The organism is Sphingomonas faeni (assembly GCF_040407505.1).
Lineage (GTDB): Bacteria > Pseudomonadota > Alphaproteobacteria > Sphingomonadales > Sphingomonadaceae > Sphingomonas > Sphingomonas faeni_E.
Genome location: NZ_JAPZPQ010000002.1, coordinates 878,570 through 897,621, shown reverse-complemented (window position 1 = coordinate 897,621; position 19,052 = coordinate 878,570). Strand labels below are relative to the sequence as shown.

At 63.0% G+C, this 19,052-nt stretch carries 23 protein-coding genes; 17 read left to right on the top strand and 6 right to left on the bottom strand.

The genetic code is table 11. The features are described 5' to 3' along the window. The first annotated feature begins 337 nt into the window (after positions 1 to 337). The 3 genes from O6X71_RS10615 (at position 338) to O6X71_RS10605 (ending at position 2,699) form a co-directional block, all read left to right on the top strand. Positions 338 to 760, top strand: coding sequence for a VOC family protein (locus O6X71_RS10615; RefSeq protein ID WP_353465821.1), 423 nt, complete (start codon positions 338 to 340; stop codon positions 758 to 760). Positions 761 to 978: 218 nt separating this feature from the next. Beyond that, positions 979 to 1,497, top strand: coding sequence for a peptide-methionine (S)-S-oxide reductase (locus tag O6X71_RS10610; RefSeq protein ID WP_353465820.1), 519 nt, complete (start codon positions 979 to 981; stop codon positions 1,495 to 1,497). Positions 1,498 to 1,823: 326 nt separating this feature from the next. Continuing rightward, a complete protein-coding gene (locus O6X71_RS10605; RefSeq protein ID WP_353465819.1) occupies positions 1,824 to 2,699 on the top strand; it encodes a LysR family transcriptional regulator in 876 nt (291 codons plus the stop codon). A 60-nt stretch (positions 2,700 to 2,759) separates the two neighbouring features. Here the strand turns inward: O6X71_RS10605 and O6X71_RS10600 are convergent, their stop codons facing one another. After that, entirely contained in the window at positions 2,760 to 3,401 is a 642-nt protein-coding gene (locus O6X71_RS10600; RefSeq protein WP_353465818.1) for a peroxiredoxin-like family protein, read from the bottom strand. Positions 3,402 to 3,715: 314 nt separating this feature from the next. On the opposite strand from O6X71_RS10600, the gene O6X71_RS10595 reads away from it, so the two are divergent. The 10 genes from O6X71_RS10595 (at position 3,716) to O6X71_RS10545 (ending at position 10,398) form a co-directional block, all read left to right on the top strand. Continuing rightward, complete coding sequence (locus O6X71_RS10595) at positions 3,716 to 4,240, top strand: MarR family winged helix-turn-helix transcriptional regulator (protein ID WP_353465817.1); 525 nt, start codon at positions 3,716 to 3,718, stop codon at positions 4,238 to 4,240. Between the two features lie 481 nt (positions 4,241 to 4,721). Beyond that, positions 4,722 to 5,597 carry a LysR family transcriptional regulator gene (locus tag O6X71_RS10585; protein WP_353465816.1) on the top strand — a complete coding sequence of 292 codons (876 nt, stop codon included), beginning with the start codon at positions 4,722 to 4,724 and terminating at the stop codon, positions 5,595 to 5,597. Between the two features lie 149 nt (positions 5,598 to 5,746). Further along, positions 5,747 to 6,190 (top strand): peptide-methionine (R)-S-oxide reductase MsrB, encoded by a 444-nt coding sequence (msrB, locus tag O6X71_RS10580; RefSeq protein ID WP_060525283.1) that lies wholly within the window; start codon positions 5,747 to 5,749, stop codon positions 6,188 to 6,190. A gap of 1 nt (position 6,191) precedes the next feature. Next, on the top strand, positions 6,192 to 6,731 hold the full coding sequence (msrA, locus tag O6X71_RS10575) for a peptide-methionine (S)-S-oxide reductase MsrA (RefSeq protein WP_353465815.1): 540 nt from the start codon (positions 6,192 to 6,194) through the stop codon (positions 6,729 to 6,731). 82 nt (positions 6,732 to 6,813) lie between these two features. Continuing rightward, positions 6,814 to 7,518 carry a glutathione S-transferase N-terminal domain-containing protein gene (locus O6X71_RS10570; RefSeq protein ID WP_353465814.1) on the top strand — a complete coding sequence of 235 codons (705 nt, stop codon included), beginning with the start codon at positions 6,814 to 6,816 and terminating at the stop codon, positions 7,516 to 7,518. After that, complete coding sequence (locus tag O6X71_RS10565) at positions 7,515 to 8,483, top strand: magnesium and cobalt transport protein CorA (RefSeq protein WP_353465813.1); 969 nt, start codon at positions 7,515 to 7,517, stop codon at positions 8,481 to 8,483. Before O6X71_RS10570 ends, O6X71_RS10565 begins: the two co-directional genes overlap by 4 nt. After that, positions 8,480 to 9,052, top strand: a complete 573-nt coding sequence (locus tag O6X71_RS10560) for a hypothetical protein (protein ID WP_353465812.1) — start codon at positions 8,480 to 8,482, stop codon at positions 9,050 to 9,052. The genes O6X71_RS10565 and O6X71_RS10560 overlap by 4 nt, the downstream gene beginning before the upstream one ends. Positions 9,053 to 9,112: 60 nt before the next feature. Beyond that, complete coding sequence (locus O6X71_RS10555; RefSeq protein WP_353465811.1) at positions 9,113 to 9,562, top strand: hypothetical protein; 450 nt, start codon at positions 9,113 to 9,115, stop codon at positions 9,560 to 9,562. Between the two features lie 61 nt (positions 9,563 to 9,623). Further along, positions 9,624 to 10,025, top strand: coding sequence for a RidA family protein (locus tag O6X71_RS10550; RefSeq protein WP_353465810.1), 402 nt, complete (start codon positions 9,624 to 9,626; stop codon positions 10,023 to 10,025). Positions 10,026 to 10,107: 82 nt separating this feature from the next. Then, a complete protein-coding gene (locus O6X71_RS10545) occupies positions 10,108 to 10,398 on the top strand; it encodes a DUF2218 domain-containing protein (protein ID WP_353465809.1) in 291 nt (96 codons plus the stop codon). 62 nt (positions 10,399 to 10,460) lie between these two features. On the opposite strand, the gene O6X71_RS10540 is transcribed toward O6X71_RS10545, so the two are convergent. From O6X71_RS10540 to O6X71_RS10530, 3 genes are read right to left on the bottom strand one after another with little or no spacing between them, the layout of a single operon-like run. Next, positions 10,461 to 10,931, bottom strand: coding sequence for a peroxiredoxin family protein (locus O6X71_RS10540; protein ID WP_353465808.1), 471 nt, complete (start codon positions 10,929 to 10,931; stop codon positions 10,461 to 10,463). 42 nt (positions 10,932 to 10,973) lie between these two features. Further along, positions 10,974 to 11,405 carry a GlcG/HbpS family heme-binding protein gene (locus O6X71_RS10535; protein WP_353465807.1) on the bottom strand — a complete coding sequence of 144 codons (432 nt, stop codon included), beginning with the start codon at positions 11,403 to 11,405 and terminating at the stop codon, positions 10,974 to 10,976. 48 nt (positions 11,406 to 11,453) lie between these two features. Then, positions 11,454 to 12,467 carry a zinc-binding alcohol dehydrogenase family protein gene (locus O6X71_RS10530; RefSeq protein WP_353465806.1) on the bottom strand — a complete coding sequence of 338 codons (1,014 nt, stop codon included), beginning with the start codon at positions 12,465 to 12,467 and terminating at the stop codon, positions 11,454 to 11,456. 582 nt (positions 12,468 to 13,049) lie between these two features. Here O6X71_RS10530 and O6X71_RS10525 point away from each other — a divergent pair. The 4 genes from O6X71_RS10525 to O6X71_RS10510 all read left to right on the top strand — a co-directional run bounded on the left by O6X71_RS10525 (position 13,050) and on the right by O6X71_RS10510 (position 15,704). Then, complete coding sequence (locus tag O6X71_RS10525) at positions 13,050 to 13,820, top strand: sulfite oxidase-like oxidoreductase (protein WP_435368466.1); 771 nt, start codon at positions 13,050 to 13,052, stop codon at positions 13,818 to 13,820. Beyond that, positions 13,813 to 14,199 carry an FAD-binding oxidoreductase gene (locus O6X71_RS10520; RefSeq protein ID WP_353465805.1) on the top strand — a complete coding sequence of 129 codons (387 nt, stop codon included), beginning with the start codon at positions 13,813 to 13,815 and terminating at the stop codon, positions 14,197 to 14,199. Before O6X71_RS10525 ends, O6X71_RS10520 begins: the two co-directional genes overlap by 8 nt. After that, entirely contained in the window at positions 14,181 to 14,582 is a 402-nt protein-coding gene (locus O6X71_RS10515; RefSeq protein WP_353465804.1) for a hypothetical protein, read from the top strand. Before O6X71_RS10520 ends, O6X71_RS10515 begins: the two co-directional genes overlap by 19 nt. A 420-nt stretch (positions 14,583 to 15,002) precedes the next feature. Beyond that, complete coding sequence (locus O6X71_RS10510; protein ID WP_353465803.1) at positions 15,003 to 15,704, top strand: OmpW/AlkL family protein; 702 nt, start codon at positions 15,003 to 15,005, stop codon at positions 15,702 to 15,704. Positions 15,705 to 15,763: 59 nt separating this feature from the next. Here O6X71_RS10510 and O6X71_RS10505 read toward each other — a convergent pair whose 3' ends face one another. Then, complete coding sequence (locus O6X71_RS10505) at positions 15,764 to 17,389, bottom strand: amino acid ABC transporter ATP-binding/permease protein (RefSeq protein ID WP_353465802.1); 1,626 nt, start codon at positions 17,387 to 17,389, stop codon at positions 15,764 to 15,766. After that, positions 17,386 to 19,047 (bottom strand): thiol reductant ABC exporter subunit CydD, encoded by a 1,662-nt coding sequence (cydD, locus tag O6X71_RS10500; protein ID WP_353465801.1) that lies wholly within the window; start codon positions 19,045 to 19,047, stop codon positions 17,386 to 17,388. The genes O6X71_RS10505 and cydD overlap by 4 nt, the downstream gene beginning before the upstream one ends. Positions 19,048 to 19,052: the final 5 nt, after the last annotated feature.

Below are 19,052 nucleotides of genomic sequence, written 5' to 3'. Positions count from 1 at the left end.
ATAGTGGATATGGAGGGCAAGCCGCAGATCCAACGCGCGGATCCCCCTCGGTCGGCCGTTCCGTCTTTGCAGTGTAAGCGTCGGGCGAATGTGAACAGCCCGCCAATGGGATCGGGTAGAGGATGGGAACTCGCAGGCCGCTATCCGCAATTCACAGGGCGGCAGGCACTGGCGGCGTCCGACCGGCTGCGCGGCCTCCCCATGCAGTACCAACGCAGCCATACGCCGATGCTGTTCTGTCTCGACTACACTCTGCAAGGACGGGGAGCGTCGAAAGGAGCATAGTCCGCGAGCCGGCCGAGTCGCCGGTCGCCGCTACGACGCGAGGAGCACCGCGATGCCCAAGATGATCTTCCTCAACCTGCCGGTCGCCAACGTTGCGGCATCGACGGCGTTTTACGAGGCGATCGGCTTCGAGAGGAACGCCCAGTTCAGCAACGAGCAGGCGTCGTCGATGGTCTGGTCGGATGCGATCTACGTCATGCTGCTAGCCAAGCCTTTCTTCGCAACATTTACCGAAAAGATCATCGTCGATGCGACGATGAACTCCACCGGACACTACGCGCTGTCGTTCGATAGCCGCGACGAGGTCGATGCGATCACGCAGGCGGCGATCGAGGCGGGCGGGCGTGAACTTCATGAGCCGCAAGACCTGGGCTTCATGTACAGCCGTGCATTCGATGATCTCGATGGCCATGGTTTCGGGCCATTCTGGATGGCCCCCGCCGCCGTCGAAGCACGACCGCCGGATCACACCTAGGCCGTGCTTCAGGGGGTTTTGCTATGCGGCCGGCGCACATGCCAATGCTGAGTATCAGGCTTTCACGTCGCCTCGTCCGCAGTCCATTCGACAACGAAGCGAATAGTCGTTTTGCAAATTTGCGGGCAGTCGCGGTTGCGGTTGCGGTACGAAAAATCTCGAGCATTCGTCGGCCTTTGCTATCCCGCCACCCATCACCAGATCGTTGAGGAACCGACATGGAGAAGATCGGCTTTGGCGGGGGATGCCACTGGTGCACGGAGGGCGTTTTTCAGGCCATTCACGGTGTTCAGCGGGTCGATCAGGGCTTCATCCGCTCCGAGGCTCCTTCCGATACCTGGGCCGAGGCGGTCGTGGTTCACTTCGACCCGGCGGCAATCGACCTCGCGACGCTGATGGAGATCCACCTGAGGACCCACTCCGCCACGAAAACGTTCGAGCCGAGCGGGAAATACCGCAGTGCAGCCTACACCTTCGAGAACGACCAGGCGGCCAAGCTGAGAGAAACACTCGCGTCATTGAACGGCGTCTTCGACAAACCGCTTTCAACCGCGGTGCTGCCGTTCCGTGAGTTCAAGCCGTCGGACGCGCGATATCAGAATTACTATGCGACGGATCCGGACAGGCCGTTCTGCAAACGCTACATCGACCCGAAGCTCGACTATATCAGGAAGAACTTCGCCAAGGTCGCATCGACGACGCCGCCCGCAGCTCACGAAGCGCCAGATATGACGTGAGTTCTCTGGGCGCCTGGAAAAGTAGCACTTTGCCACAGTGCAACGTCGCCGCGCTTCCCGCACAGAGGCCGTGCGACTGCGGCGACCCGCAACAACTCTAGCGGCCGACGCTGCGCCCGGACCAGATTAATCCCATCCCGATCCAGCATATCCACGCCAAATATAGCGGCGGGTTCACAAGGGATGGGAAGATCATGTTCCAAAATGCCCCGGTGCACCTCGGCAGGCCGGATCTACATTATTCTCCTTCGTTTATGGCCCGAACGCTAATTGGCGGCGAGCGAGTCGCCACCTGTCGACACGGGTGCTAGTATTGCTTCATGGAGATGCAGCAGATCAGGTACTTCCTCGCGATGGCGCGGCTGCTCAACTTCACGCGTGCGGCTCAAGAGTGCGCCGTGACGCAACCATCGCTGACCCGTGCGATCCAGAAGCTCGAAATCGAGTTTGGCGGAGAACTCTTTCGTCGCGAGCGTAGCCACACCCACCTCACCAATCTCGGACGTCAGATGTTGCCGCACCTCGACCGTACGTTCGAGGCCGCCCAAGCCGCGATGCAATTCGCAAAGGGCATCGGAAGAGCGGGGGTGGTGCCGCTTGCGCTAGGCGTCGATGCCGCGATCGAGTCGGACACGCTCGACAGGATCCTGGAGGAGCTTGCCGGCTGCCTCCCCGGCTTCGAACTGTCGCTGTCGAGCGGGTCGCCAGACGAGCTGATCGAAGCGGCGATGAATGGTACGCTGGACCTCGTTGTCGTCGAACTCCCGGACGACGCGCCTGATCGTCTCGATGTCTGGCCGCTGTTCGACCATAGCTATCACATGGTCACGCGTGCGGACCATCCGCTCGCCGGGGGCAAGATGCCGTCGCTGCTATCGGTGCGCGAAGAGTCCTGGATCGATCACGAGGGCAACGGGTGTGCTCGGCTCAAGACTCTAGCGGCCCCCCATGGCTTCGTGCCGATCGTACGGCATCGTGCGACCGATATGGCTCAGGTAAAGCAGTTGGTGATTTCCGGGTTCGGCAGCGCCTTCATTCCGCCGCCCAGAGACGACGAGCGCCTGTGCGTCTTCAGGTTTGCCGATGTCGAGGTCAGGCGCGACGTCGTCCTGGGCGCGGTGGCGGGTCGTAAGCGCAGCATCGCAGCAGATGCCTTCGTGCGCGCCTCACGTGCACGAAGCTGGGCGGCGGCAGCCTCCTGAGCCGAAGCGCCGGAACATGTCCCGTGCCCGAATGGCCTGTCCTTCCCGCCGTCGGCTCGCTCAGCGCATCGCCCCAAGCAAAGCGACGACGTCCCGTGGATCGGGCCGCAATCGAAAGTCGGGGTCGATATGGGCGTAGCCGATGGTGCCGTCTTTTCCGAGGATGAACGTTGCCGGGATAGGCAAAAAGCCGCCATCGCTGCCGTAGATAGCCGCGAGATCGAGTTCGATCTCCAGATAGCGCCGCTTCATCTCCTCCCCCACGGGGAACGACAGTCCGCAAGCCAGCGCCGCACCGTGATCGACGTCGCAGAGCAGCGTGGCCTTCGGTCCGATTATCGCCTGTATGGCAGATGCCCCCTCGCCGATTTCGCCCGCCACGACGATCAGCCTTCCGCCAACCCGTTCAAGGGCGGGCAAGGCGGCGGCCCAGGATTGCAGTTCGTGGACGCAGAACGGGCACCATAATCCACGATTGAAGCTGATGACGATCGGCCCGCCGTCCTGCAGTTGCCGGATCGAACGGTAGCGTCCCGATGCGTCGGGCAGCGAAAAGTTTGGGAACGCCTCACCGACGCGAGGCGTGACTTTTCCAGCGTCCAAGGCTTGCAATCGAGCGACGAAGTCATCGTAGACGGACGCGAAGCCTAGAGCCGCAACGACGGCTTCGGCTTCAGGATTAGGCTGCAGCCGGGTGGTCATGTTGTGCAGGATAGCGTCAAAACGCGCCGCCGTCCCTTGGCAACGTCACTGGCGGTGCAGCATGCGCGGGGTGGCGCTCCACGCGTCATCGCCGGTCTTTAGCCGCGAGGTATCGCCCGGCCATCACGAGACCCCCGTTTATCGTCACACCTCGCTGCTTGAGACCGATATAGATCATTTTAGATCAATATCTTCGCACTCCGTCATGAGGCCAGAGTAAATCCAAGTGCGACTTGCTGAATATGCTCGGCGCATATATAGTAGCGGCGATGAATTCCTCCCGAAATCGAAACGTCTTCGGGGCGTTTGCTCTCATGATCAGCGACGACATCGTTCGCGCCAGCTCATCGAGAGCGCCTGAAGCTGGGCCCGCCGCCTCGGCGTTGGCGCTGCTGGCGCACAAGCCGGGGATGTCTATCCGCATGCTGGCGGTCGGAGTGGGCCTGTCACATGCAGGGACCGTACGCCTCGTGGATCGACTGGCGGCCGAGGATTTGATCGAGCGCAGGGAGCATTCGACGGACGGCCGCACACGATCCCTCTATCTAACGCCAACCGGTGAGGTCGCGAGCAACGAGGTACTGGCCGCGCGCGATCATGCGATTGCCGAGGGGCTTTCGATCCTTGATTTGGAAGACCTCAGGATTCTATCGGACATCGCCGAGCGCGTCCTGCGCAATCGCCTGGACAACCTCGATCAGTCTTATCGGATCTGTCGCCTGTGCTGCTACCAGGGATGCACGAACTGCCCGATCGATGCCGAATTGCTTGAGCGAGGCGTGGATCGCGAAAAGACCGATGATGTCGAAGGTGCCCAATCTCCGGCGCGCGAGGTCTAGCGATCGGACCGCCACTTACATTTCGGTCGCCCTATTCCGTGTATGCCATAGTTAAATCCCGGTTCCGGCAAAATCGAACCCCAAGACGCCGATGCCAGCGTGCGACAGTGCCTGCGAGATGTGAACGGCGGCGCGACTGTCTTTCCCGCAGGTGAAACGGTGGGCAAAATTCGCCCAATTCGCGGCGTTCGTCTGGCGGTTCGAGGCGCCCGGTAAGCATAACGCCAATCCCATGAACGAACGCGGATTTTCTCTCGGTCATAACCATCGAGCTTCCGGCGCGCGGCTCAGCGGCGCGTCCAAGCCCTCCGACAGGACTGAGAGCGGACCTGCAAGGGACGTTATGGCATCGAAGATATATGACTTGCGCATATAGATAAGTAGCCCGGCAATAACTATATGCGCGAAGCACACTTCATTCCTGCTCCTTTTCGAGGGCGGTTTTACGGATGGTGCACCAACCGCGCATGGGCCGAGGGCAATGGAACTCAATCAAGTCAGCTATTTCATCAACTTGGCCGAGACGCTGAATTTCACGGCAGCGGCGCGCTTGAGCAGCGTGTCACAGCCGAGTCTGACCCGCGCGATCCGCCGCCTGGAAGAGGAACTTGGCGGGCCCCTCATCCACCGTGACGGGAAGAACAGCCGCCTGACCGGGCTTGGTCACGATGTGGAGGCGGAATTCCGACGCATGGCGGTCGCGGTGAAGAGCGTACGCGATCACTCTGAGAACTGGGCGATGGGAAGGCACCGCGTGTTGGATGTCGGAGTCGCGCCTACCGTAGGACCGAGAAAATTCGCCGCGTTCTTCGAGAGTGCGTTGGCGGAAGTGCCGTCCGTCGAAATCAAGCTGCATTCGCTACAGTCGAACGAGGATGCATCGGAAGTCCTGTCGGGAAAATACCACGCCTGCATCCTGCCGCGTGAAACCCGACCGGAACTCAAGCTGGACGTGCGTCCCCTATTTCGCGAACGCTTCGTCCTCGGTTGTTCCGCGACCCATCCCCTGGCTGCCGGGGATATCGTGCGCGGCGAAGACCTGGTCAGGTTTCCGTTCGTCGACCGCCTGAAATGCGAGTTTCGCGACGAGATCCGCGATCACTTCGCGCGACGGGACGTGCTCGTGCAGCCCCGCTTTCGATCCGATCGCGAAGACTGGGTGCAGCGGGTCGTCGCCGACAGCGACGCGATATGCATTCTTCCGGAACGATCGGCCACGGCGCACGGCCTCGTCACGCGTCCGATCGACGGGTTCGTCCTGGAGCGTGAAGTCGTGATCGCGACGGTCTCCGGCTCCACCGCGCCAGTCGAAATACGCAAGATCGCGCAAATGGCGGCCCGGTACGCGTGGAATTAAGTCACGGCATGAACAGTATCGGTGGTATGGAAACTATACGTCCGGCGTATTGGATAATTCCAGGAGGTACTGCGATACACTGCATGATGACGAATACTATTTTCTGAACGTAGATCCTTCGTTCCTCTTGAAAAGTGTTGAGTGATATCATGAAGTTTGAAAGATCGCAGGACGCAGTCGATCGGCTGACCCCGGAGCAACGCCGGGTGACGCAACACTCGGGTACCGAACGGCCCTTCACCGGAGAGTATGACGGCAACAAGGAGCCCGGCATCTATGTCGACGTCGTATCGGGCGAGCCGCTGTTCGCCTCGACCGACAAATACGAGTCGGGCTCCGGCTGGCCGAGCTTCACCAAGCCGATCGTGCCCGCAAACGTGAACGAGGTCCGCGACACCACGCACGGGACGGTCCGGACCGAGGTCAGGTCGGTGCATGCCGACAGCCATCTCGGCCACGTGTTCCCGGACGGTCCCGCCGACCGCGGCGGCCTGCGCTATTGCATCAACTCGGCGTCACTTCGCTTCATCCCGCGCGATGAGATGGAGAGCGAAGGCTACGGCGAATATATCGATCAGGCAGAGGAGGCTTAATATGCACGAGCGCGCCATTCTTGCGGGTGGATGCTTCTGGGGCATGCAGGATCTGATCCGCAAGCGGCCCGGCATCGTCTCGACCCGCGTCGGCTACACCGGCGGCGATATTCCGAACGCCACCTATCGCAACCACGGCACGCACGCCGAGGGGATCGAGATCGTCTTCGACCCGGCGGTGACGAGCTACCGGGCCATCCTCGAATTCTTCTTCCAGATCCACGATCCCACCACCAAGAACCGCCAGGGCAACGACATGGGGCTCTCCTACCGGTCGGGCATCTATTACGTCGACGACGCGCAGAAGCGCGTTGCCGAGGACACGATCGCCGACGTCGATGCCTCCGGGCTGTGGAATGGCAAGGTGGTCACCGAAGTCGTCCCGGTCGGCGATTTCTGGGAGGCAGAACCGGATCACCAGGATTATCTGGAGACGCGGCCGAACGGCTACACCTGCCACTTCGTGCGTCCCGGCTGGGTGCTTCCGAAGCGCCAGACGGCTGACGATACGCAGCCCGCGACCGGGATCGCCGCGGAATAGACGCCACCACCGTTCAGCGCCGGTCTGGTCCGCAATCCTCCATGACCGTAGCACCGGGACCGCAGCACCAGGATCGCAGATTATGACCGACCTCTCGTCCTTCCCGATCACGCAGCGCTGGCCGGCATCGCATCCCGATCGCATCCAGCTCTACGCCACGCCTACCCCCAACGGCGTCAAGGTCTCGATCATGCTGGAGGAAACCGGCGCGGGGTACGAGCCGCATTTCGTAGACATCTCGAACAACGAGTCGAAACACCCGGCGTTCGTGGCGCTCAATCCGAACGGCCGCATCCCGGCGATCATCGATCCGGCGGGGCCCGACGGTCGGCCTCTGGCGCTGTGGGAATCCGGGGCGATCCTTCTCTACCTCGCCGAGAAGACGGGCCAGTTCATGCCCGTCGACCCTGCCCGACGGTACGAGACGCTTGCCTGGGTCTTCTTCCAGATGTCGGCGATCGGCCCGATGTTCGGTCAGCTTGGTTTCTTCCTGCGATTTGGCGGTAAGGATTTCGAGGACAAACGGCCGCGGCAGCGCTTCGTCGACGAGACCAAGCGTCTCCTCGGGGTCCTGGATCGCCAGTTGGAAGGCCGCGACTGGATCGTCGACGACTATTCTATCGCGGACATCGCGACGATCGGCTGGGTAAATGCGCTTGGGGCGTTCTACGCTGCCGACGACATTCTCGGTCTCGACGACTTTGCGAACGTCCAGGCGTGGCTCGAACGCGCGCTGGCGCGACCCGCGGTGCAGCGCGGCCTGCATATCCCCGCGAAGCCGGCATGAGCGTAATCGCCGCCTATTATTACCACGAAGGCAAGCGGGTCAGGGCGATCGCGCTCGATGAAAGCATCGAACTGGGCGAAGACCGCACGGGCTTCTGCTGGATCGCGCTCGGCGAGCCCACCGACGACGAACTCAGCAAGCTCCAGTCGACCTACAACCTCCATCCGTTGGCGATCGACAACGCGATGCACCCGCTGTGCCCGCCCAAGCTCGAAGTCTATAATGACGAACTCTACATCGTCGCGCAGACCGCGGCACTGGTGGGCGACCGGATCATCTACGGCAAGATGGCGATCTTCACCGGTCATAATCATCTCATCACCGTACGCCACGGCACCGCGGGTGCGCTGGGCAACCTTCGCGCGCAACTCGAGGGCTCGACCACCTTGTCCCGAAAGGGTGTCGACTATGTCCTGCACGCCATCCTGCACCGCATCGTCGACCAGTATCTGCCGATCTTCGAGATGATCGAGGACGACGTCCTGGCGATGGAGAGACGGTCGCTCGACGACTTCCTCGAGCGAGGGGACGTCGTCCGCATCTTCGAACTGAGATCCGAACTCACGCGGTTCCAGCGCACGCTCGGCGCCATGGGGGAGCTGGTGGGAAAGCTCGTCCGCGGCCATTTCCCTTGCATCAGCGCCGACGTGACACCCTATTTCAGCGACGTCGCGGACCATCTCCACCGTGTCCAGTCGATGGTCGACGGCCTTCTCCACGTCCTGTCCACGGTCTTCGAGGCGAGCAGCCTCCTGGAGGCGCAACGGATGGGCGTGATCACCCGCCAGCTCGCGGCGTGGGCGGCGATACTGGCGGTCCCGACCGCGATCGCGGGCATATACGGCATGAACTTCAAGAATATGCCGGAGTTGGACGCGACCTACGGATACTTCATCGTGCTCGGCGTGATCGCAGTGTTCTGCCTGCTGCTGTTCGTGCGCTTCAAGAAGGCCAAGTGGCTATGACGACCCCACTGACCGACGTCCTCGAAGCGGTGCAGGCGTTCGTCGCCAAGGGCTACGACCACGAGTACCGCGTCAAGGACAGCAACCTCGTCGATCTCGAACTCGGATCGACCATCGAAGCCTGCACCATTCGCGTCGACGCGGCATTGCGGCTCGAAAGCGACGATGATGGCGAGGATGCCTCCAACATCTACGCGATCACCGACCCGGCGACCGGGCACCGCGGCCTGTTGATCGACGCGTTCGACGTGTTCCCCGAAATCTGTCCCCGCGACCTGTCCGAGCGGCTCGTCGCGGATCGGGAAACCGTGGCGGCAAGCGACCGGGACGCGCCGACCAAGCACGGACTGCGCAAGGTCTTCAAGGACGAGTTCCACCGCGATCCCGAGCGCTACGTTCTGCGCGAGGGCTTTCCGGACTTCCCGTCATGCCCGTTCGGCGGCGGTTTCAGCATCCTCGGTTTCGACACCGCCGAGCAGGACTATGTCTGGCTCGTCACGAGCATCATCCGGGATCACCGGCTGATCCGCGTTCCCTACCAGGGCGAAGACGTCATCAGCGATGAATAGCGACGTCGCCGAGCACTTGTCCGCCGAACTATCGAAACACCGTAACGCAAGGACGTCATCATGGACTGGAACAAGGCGCACATCCGAGAGACGATGCTCTCGCTGGAGACCGCAGCCCTGCAGAGTGCCCGGGAAAACTACCTCGACTATGTCTTCACCGCTAAGGTCGATCAAAGCGAACCGGTCGAGAACGACGAACTGGCGCAGGCCGAAATCGCCAGCGACCTAGCTGAAGCGCTCGACGACACGCTGCACGATTACGCCGACAAGATCGACAAGCTCAGGATGATCGATTTCGGCCCCAAGTCGACCGTCGAGGAAGGTGCTGTCGTCAAGCTGTCCGGCCGCTACTTCGCGATCGCCGTATCGACCAGCAGGTTCACCTGTCAGGGGCGAGACGTGATGGGCATTTCCACGATGGCACCGATCTTCGAAGCGATCGAAGGCGCGCGAGCAGGCGAGACCGTGCAGTTCAACGGCCGCGACCTCGTCGTGGAAGACGTGGAATAGGGTCCGGCCACCGACCGACGCGCCATTCCCGAACGCCGTTTATTTCATCAAAGGCAAGCTCATGACGACACCGTCGTTCTTCATCACCCCCGGCTACGGGACGCGCCTGCACGACGCGCTGCATTACTCCCAGGCGGTGCGCATCGGCGACCGCGTGGAGATTTCCGGACAAGGCGGCTGGAACGACGATCTCGTTATTCCGGAGTCGATCGAGGACGAGATCGCGCAGGCGTTCGAGAACGTCGAACGGACGCTCGCGACAGCCGGGGCAAACTGGGGCCACGTCGTCCACGTCAATTCCTATCACGTCGGCGGCTTCCCTCCCGTCATCAACGAGACGATGGCGAGGCTATACCGCCACTACATGCCCGACCGCGCGCCGATCTGGACGCAATTGGGGGTAGAGGCGCTAGGGCTTCCCACCATGCGCATCGAAATTCGCGTGACAGCGATCATAGCGTGATCCGCCTTGGACCTGTGACGCGGCGAACATCTCGAGAAATTTCACGATTTTAATCGAAGCACACAGTCTACGGGAGATCTACATGTTCGAAGCCGAAGCACGCATCGCCACGATCGATAGCAGCCGCTATCTGACCGAGATCGCCAAGGCGTGGGTGCACACCTATCCGGTTCGCTACGATGCGCTGACCGCAGAGATCGAGCTTCCCGGTGGCCAGCTTATCATGACAGCCGATGGTGATAGCTTGTCGCTCCGGCTTGTGGGCACGGATCAAGGTCCTTTCGATGCCGCAAAGGAGGCCGTGGCCCAGCACGTAGATCGCGTGGCTGAACACGATACCGGGGTGCGCTGCGTCTGGCATGAGATTTCCTGATCGCATGCGGGACGGTCGAACCGCCCAAATCTAGCAGTCAGGATGAGCCCTCGCTGCATAAGCTATGCCTGGCCCAGGTCCGCGATGAGCGTGTCCGCATCGAGATGGAAATCCGAGAAGACGATATGGCCGCCTTCATCGATCACCGTGAACCAGGGTGTTCCTCGCGTGCGGTAGTCTTCCATGAAGGTCGGCAGCACCTGCCCGGTCGGTGGTTCATCGTGGCCGAAAGCGAGGGGAAGGTTATATTTAAGCTGGTTCACGCGCAACGTCTCGAATGTGTTCTCGTCCGCGGCTTCGAAGACGGTCTGGATCACCGCAAACCCGACGCCCTTGGGGCTCAATGCGCGATGCAGTTTTTGTAGCGTCGGAAACCCGTGGAGATGGCAACCGGGGCACCAATGCTGGAAGGCGAACAGGATCTTCGGGCCCGGCCCGACATCCGACAGCGTAAGGGGCGCGATCGCGTTTCCATCGTGGCCGATCCATTTCTGCACCCGCAGCTCGGGGGCCAGGCGTTGGTCGATGCTCATTTGCTGCTCCAATTACGATGCGGATCGTCGGCTTGGCGGTCGTCAGGCCGGTAGCTCGAACCCGATTTGCTTGAGTGCCGCGACGCAGGCATCCTGGTCCTGCTGATAATTACCCCCGGAAATGCCGATCCCGCCGATCAACTTCCCGTCCTCCAGGATCGGATAGCCGCCGCCTACCGCGACCATCCGGGGGCGATAGGCGAGCGGCGCCACCTTCGGATCGTTGGTCACATAGTCGTTCCAGACGTGCGTCGGGAACCCGAACGAGGCGGAGCTCCAAGCCTTGTCGATGGCGACGTCGACGGTGAGGAACGGCGCGTCGTCGGTGCGCTCGAACGCGCGCAGATACCCGGTGGCGTCGACCACGGCGACGGCAGCCGGGATGCCGATTGCACGGGCCGCGGCGATCGCCGCGTCGATGAGGGCGACCGCGGCTTCGCGGTTGATCGATGCGGTGGCGATGGATTTGGCCATGGGTTTTTCCGATTCTGAGGTTGGAAACGATGTTGGCGGCGATTGCCGTCAGAAGCCTTCGAGCGCGATCTTGCCTCTCGTCGCGCCGCTTTCGATCAGCACATGCGACGTCTTCAGATTGGCGGCATTGATTGGCGACAGAGTCCGGGTCAGCGTCGTGCGGATCTTGCCGTCGTCGACCAGCACGGCCAGCGCATCGAGGATCTCGCCCTGCTCATGCATGTCGGGCGTGCCGTAGATCGACCGTGTGAACATCAACTCGTGGTGGATCGACACCGCCTTGCGCTTGAACAGCATGATATCGAGGGCGACAGGATCGTCGATCAGCGCGAACCGTCCTTGCGGGGCGATCAGTTCGGCGATGTCGGCGACATGCTGATCGGTATGCGTGATCGAAAAGACGAACGCGGGCGCGCCGATGCCGAGCGCGGCCACCTGTGCGGCGAGCGGCCGTGAATGGTCGATGACGTGGTGCGCGCCGAGCCCCCTCACCCATTCCTCGGTTTCCGGCCGGGATGCGGTGGTGATAACGATGAGGTCCGTACACTGTCGCGCGATCTGGATGGCGATCGAGCCGACCCCGCCCGCGCCACCGACGATGAGGATCGCTGGCGCCGCGCCGGGAACGGGCTTCGCCACGTCCAGGCGATCGAACATCGCTTCCCACGCCGCCAACGCCGTCAGCGGCAGCGCCGCCGCTTCCGCCCAGTCGAGCGACGCGGGTTTGCAACCGACGATCCGGGCATCGACGAGATGGAACTCGGCATTGGTGCCCGACCTCAGAAGCGATCCGGCATAATAGACCTCGTCGCCTGTCGCGAATTGCGTCACATCGGGGCCGACCTCACGCACGATCCCGGCGGCATCCCATCCCAGCACCTTCCAGTCGCCATCGGCGGGTACGGTGCTGCCCCGAACCTTGTAGTCGACCGGATTGACCGAGACGGCCTTCACCTCGACCAGGATGTCGTATCCTGTAGCGACGGGCCTGAGCAGATCGATGTCGACCAGCGCGGCATCCTCGGCAATGGGTCCCGGAACCTTGTAACCAACTGCTTTCATCAGGTATCTCCAGATTGCGGCGCCCCCGATGCCCTGATCGATCAGATCGAAAGGTCTTCCGAATTAGACTGGCATTCGGAAGGCTGCTTCAACCCGAACTATGGCGGGGTACGCATAGTATTCCCAATAGCGAGGAAGCATAGTTTCCATACCTACCGCTATTTTATATCGCCGATCCCGACATATTAGCTAAGAAAACGATCCAGACATCTACGGTACATGGCCGATAATACGTTTGAGTACACTTCCAAAGCCTAGCCACTTGGGCAACCATCTCTCCGACAGCAACAGGGGATGCGACGCATGAAAACATTGGGCGCGATCCGCGCGAGATGCAGCGTGTCGCATTTCGACACCGCATGTCGCGCCGTTGTAGGCCGTCGCCACGGTCCACCGCCGGCACGGTCGTCGCCGGTACCGGAAAACCCGCCGACTGCTTCGCGTATGTCGAGGAAGGCGAAATCGAGGCAGCCGGCTCGTCGAGCGGGATCGAAACCTATATGCGGGCGCGGTGTTGCGATGCTATAGAAACTATAGCAACAGGGTATTAGAAAATCAGGCCAGCCCGGCGCTATAGTCCTCATGCAATCATCACGCTTCGCAGCGGGCGATATTATCGCTATTCTGATACAGAACTCGGTATATATTGGCGGCCGATCGTTTGGCCCGTTGCGGATGCTAAGAGTCTGCAAGAGATCTCAAATCGAAGCCAGTTTCAACCTGTCGTGCCGAGCAAGGGGATTAGCAATGGTCACAAGAGGATTTAAGGGCCGCGGCTCGGGCGGCGACCAGTCGAACCGGATTCCACCAGGCCAGCATCTCGTGGAGGATTTCCCCGTCCTGTCCGCCGGCCCCACGCCGCACGTGGAGCCTTCCGATTGGAAATTCACGGTCAAGATCGGTCCAAAGCCCGTCAAAGTCTGGAATTGGAGCGAGTTCAACGCGCTGCCGAAGACGAAGGTGACCAAGGACATTCACTGTGTTACTTCCTGGTCCAAGCTGGATACCGCCTGGGAGGGCGTACTCGTCGAAGACATCCTCGCCGATGCCGGTCTCGATCAGCCTACCGATTTCGTGCTGGCGCACTGCTACGATAAGTATTCGACGAACGTGCCCTTGGCGGACCTGCTGTCGGGCAAGGCGATGGTCGCGCTCACCTATGGGGGCAAGCCGCTTTCGCGCGACCATGGAGGGCCGGCGCGCCTTCTCGTCCCGCATCTCTACTTCTGGAAGTCCGCCAAATGGGTGAATGCGCTGCAATTCACGACGCGCGACGAGCCGGGATTCTGGGAGGGGCATGGCTACCATATCTACGGCGATCCGTGGCGCGAGCAGCGATACACCAATGACTGAGGGCGGCGCGCAAGCCGTGCCGTGGCAGTCATGCACGATCGAGGACATCGTCCAGCAGACACCGAGCATCAAGAGCGTCGTCCTGCGATTGCGTAAACCGTTCGCGCACATCGCGGGGCAGCACGTCGATGTCCGGCTGACCGCGCCCGATGGCTACAGCGCGATGCGCAGCTACTCGATCGCGTCGGCGACAATTTCGTCCCCGATCATCGAACTTGCGATCGAGCGGCTGCCGGATGGTGAGGTCTCGTCGTTCTTTCACGACATCGCGGCGGTTGGCGACGAAATCGAGCTTCGTGGTCCACTTGGGGCCATTTCCTGTGGCCCGCCCCTGCCTCTGCCTCTGCCCGTGCCCCTGCCGTGGACGCGGTGCTGTTGATCGGGGCAGGCTCCGGCCTCGCGCCATTGATGGCCATGATCCGACAACGCGGCACACAGTCCCCGGCGGTGCCAACGGCGCTGCTCCTGTCCGCACGGACCGCTGCAGACGTGCTCTTTTCGGAGGAGCTTCATGCCACCGAGATCAGCGACGCGGCATTCGTCCTCGCGTTGGCGATCACGCGCGAAGACCCGATCCGCCCATCGGACTTCGGACGGCGGATCGACGGCGTGATGGTCCAGGACGTCGTGGCCCGGCTTCACCGAAAGCCCAGCCACGTGTTCGTTTGCGGGTCCAACGGCTTCGTCAACATCGCGACCGAGGGCGCGCTGCTGGCCGGCCTGGACGCCTCCATTATCAAAACCGAGCGCTACGGCGGCTAGCGGCGCAATGACCACGAAAATCCGACCGATGACTAAAGTCGGTGCCGCCGCTCATCCGATACCGTCCGATCTGGAGGATTGCGCGATCTATGACTGTCGCCGACGCCCTGAAGGTCATCCTGGCTGACAGCTAAGCGATCTACCTGAAGACGAAGAGCTTCTACTGACATGTCTAAGATAGCTCGACGGCGCGCATGCCAGTCCACGTCTCCTGTGGCGGGCAGCACAGAGAAAGGCCGCGGCGACGTGCGCAGGCCGCTGCGCGAACCGCGCCAGTTTTCGCACGCGTAACGACGCGCGAAATAGGCGACGGCCAGTGCGGGACCTTTGATCGCCGTCAACGCGATCCTTGTCCGTGATCAACGCCCGCGCAGCCTCCCGCGCCTAGCGCAAAGGGCCTTGGACTACGGGAGCCGGACCATGAATTTATCGATCAAGAACCTCGCCATCGGTATGGCATGTGCGGGTATGGTCGGCGCCACCGCTCCTGCCTTTGCGCAGGGCGACCCGGCACCGCGCCAGGGCATCGCCGGCGGCGACGTGCTGCTGCGCGTGCGGACGATCCTGGTCGCGCCCAACGAGACATCTGGCAGCGTCCTGCCCGCGTTTCCGGGCGAGCATGTCAGCGTCGATAGCAGCGTCATGCCAGAAGTCGATATCACCTACATGGCGACCGATCACATCGGCTTCGAACTGATCGCGTCGACCACCAAGCATCACGCCGATGGTCGCACAGGCACGACCGGTTCGATCGGGAAGCTTGCCTCGACCTGGGTGCTGCCGCCGACGCTGACCGCGCAATATCATCTGAACCCGACGGGCAGGATCCGTCCCTATGTCGGTGCCGGGCTCAACTACACAATCTTCTGGAACGAGACGGCGTCGGACGGGCTTGTCGCCGCAGTCGGACCGACCGACGTCCGCATGAAAGATAGTCTGGGCTGGGCGGCGCAGGCGGGTGTCGATGTCGACATCACGCCGCGGGTGTTCCTGAACCTCGACATCAAATACATCGACATCGATACGACCGCGCGGCTGCGGACGACGGCAGCCGGCACGCAGCACGTCGCGATCAGTCTCGATCCGCTCGTGTTCGGCATAGGACTCGGCATCCGGTTGTGACGACCGGCGCTCGTATCACGTCGGCTGGATGACGTTGCGCGAGCCGGCCGACGTGCATCTCATGCTAGCTTCGCTACACGTCGCGTGTCGATCGCATCCACCGTTAGCGCGACTACAAGCTGCAGATCGCACAGCGCCACCATCGCCGGACGGTGACTGACCATGACGAGCCCCTGTCGTGTTCTGGCGAGCCGGGCGGACAGGCGCTCGGCGATCCGGCGTTCGGTGTCGGCGTCGAGGCCTTCGGTCGGTTCGTCGAGCAACAACCACGGTGCCGGGACGAGATAGGCGCGGGCGAGCGCGAGCCTGCGCCGTTCGCCACCCGACAGCCTCACGCCATGTTCCCCGATCCAGCTGTCGAGCCCGTTCGGGAGCGCCTGAATAACATCGGTCAGCGCGACGTCGGCTAGAACCGCCCATATTGCGGTATCGTCGGCCAAGGGATCGCCGAGCGCCAGTGTGTCGCGGATCGTGCCGGCCAGCAGAGCCGCGTCCTGTGGCGCCCAGCCGAACGTCGCGCGGCGGACCGCGAGAGCGACGTTGGTAATGTCGTGACCATCGATGAACGCCGTGCCCGGTTCCACCGTTCGCAAGCCGAGCAGACCCTCTACGAGCGTGGTCTTGCCTGTCCCGGATGCACCGGTCAGCGCGACCCGCGTGCCCGCCGGCAGGTGCGTGCCAAGCAGACCGATCGACGGAGCAATTGCGCACGCGGTCGTTTCGTCCTCTTCGCCCATGCCGGGAAGCAGGTCGTTCAGCCGAGCCATCGCCTCGCGCAGCGCGCTCCGCTGCGCCAGGCTTCGCAACACCGGCCCCGCCGCGTCGATCGTCATAACCGCAGCTAAAGCGCACAAGGCTGCAATCGGTGCTCCCTCAGGGGCAGCGAGTACCAGAGCGGATAGTCCCGCCAAACCTAAAGCGACCGCCTGGATGAACTCGAACCAGCCCGCCACTTTAGCCTGCGCGCGTTGGGCATCCGCGAGACGGAGGCTGCACGCGTCGACCGCCGCCATCGCCCGCGCCTCGACCCCGTAGCAGCGCAGTTCGGCGGCAGCATCGGCAACTCCGGCGAAAATGCCCTTCAACGCGCCGGTCGCGCGCTGCACTTCGCGGCCGGGTGCTTCGAGGCGTCGGGCGAGCACGGTTGCCAGCACCAACAGACCGGCCAGGCACGACGCCAGCGCGATCGCCGGTCGCCACCCTTCCAAGGCACATAGGAGCAAGCCACTCGCGAGGGCTGCGACCATGCCGGGCACTGCGGAGAGCCGGACGAACTGTGCCTCGACGACGTTCACGTCCTGGACGATTCGCGCGGTCGCCTCGCCCTGGGTAAGCGCCAGCGCATGATCCGCGGGGCCTCTTGCGAGGCCCAGAAACAGCGCGGGGCGAATGCGGGCGAGCGCGCCGAACGCCGCGTCGTGGCTGGCGATCCGCTCGCCGTAACGTCCTGCGGTGCGGAGGATCGCGAGCAGGCGGATGCCAGCGCTCGGCAGCATATAGTTGAAGCCCTGCGCGGCGATCGTCCCGGCGAGACCGGCAACCGCGGCGGCGGTGATGAACCAGCCCGACAGTCCGAGCAGTACGACCGAGGCGATCGCGACGATCGCCGCATAGCCGCTTGCACGCCACAGACCGTGGCGTTGCTGGCGGCGCTCATCGGCTATCAGCGTATCGAATGCCGTCATGTCCGCTCTCCGAGGTCGATGACGACGTCGGCAATCGTAGCGAGCCGCGCACTGTGCGTCGCGATGATCGTGGTGCGCCCGACACAGGCGCGCGCGATCGCAGCGATCAAATGCGCTTCGGAGTCGGCGTCGAGATGCGCGGTCGGCTCGTCGAGCAACAGCACCGGGGCTGGCTTCAACAACGCGCGGGCGAGTGCGATCCGGCGCCGTTCGCCGCCGGACAGTCCGCTGCCACGTGGGTCGATCACCGCACCCAACCCGCCGCGTGCGAGCAACATCGGGGACAGTCCTGCGGTACGCGCGACCTCGGCGATCCGCTCGACCGACGCGCTCGGGTCGGCGAGCGCGATGTTCGAGCCGATCGTTCCGGGCAGGATCAGCGGCGACTGCCCCATCCACGCTGCGATCGGTGCGATGCTGCCGATCCCGGCGAGGTCGTGATCCCCGATGGATACGCGTCCCTCGGACAAGGGAGCAAGGCCGAGAAGCAGGTGAAGCAGGCTGCTCTTGCCGCTGCCCGACGGGCCGACCAGCGCGACGATCATGCCGGGGTGTGCCGCGAACGAGACGCCGGATGCCGCAACGCGATCCCGACCGTCATAGCGGATCGAAACGGACTCGAAGCGGATCGTCGGCACCGCGCTGGACCAGACGGGCGTGACCAGAAACGGCGCGGCCTTTGCCATCTCGACCGCCGCCAATCGCTCCGCCGCGGTCTCCGCCGCCTGCCGGTCGTGATACGCCGCCGCCAGCCGCCGCATCGGCGCGTAGAATTCGGGAGCGAGCGCGAGCACGAAGAACGCGCGGCCCAGATCAAGCTTCTCGGGTACCGGAAATGGAAGCAGGCCCAGCAGGTTGAACCCGGCATATATCGCGACGAGCGCAACCGACAGCGCGGCGAAAAACTCCAGCGCGCCCGACGACAGGAACGCGACGCGGAGCACGCGCATCGTTCGCCGTGCGAGATCCTCCGCAGCCTCGCCGAGTGCTGCAGCCTCACGCGCCTCTGCACGAAAGGCCAGCACGATCGGCAGCGCGCCGATCCGATCCGCGAACAGCCCCGACAGGCGAGCGAGCGCGACGAACTGACGACGTGACGCATCCGCGGCGGCACTGCCTGCCAGGATCATTGCAGCGAGGAACGGAAAGAACGTAGCCACCAGGATCGCAGCCGCGATCGGACTGGCGAAGGCAGTCGCGCCAAGCACGATCAGCGGCGCGATCGATGCAGCCATCCGCGCCGGCAGGAAGCGCGACACATAGCCGTCGATCGCATCGATTTCGTCGACCGCCGCACTCAACAGCGTGCCCGTCGTCGCGGCCGATCCCGGCACGCGGTGCAGCGCCGCGTCGACGATCCGGCGCCGCAGCCGCGTCTTCGCCCGGTAGGCACCGCCTGCGCCGACGCGCGCCGCCAGCATCGCGCAAGTGCCTCGCCCGATTGCCGAGATACCTGCCAGCAAGGCCCAGGGCAGCAGCGCGTCGACACCCTGCGGAACCGCGACGACCCCACCAGCAAGCCCAGCCGCGAATCCGATGGCCGCTAGCGTGTCGAGCAGGAGCAAGCTCGTCGACAGCCGCCCACCGCCGCCGACAGCGATGACCTCCTTCAGATAAGCACGGGAAATGCGCGCGTGATCTTTGGCGATACTATTCATGCCAA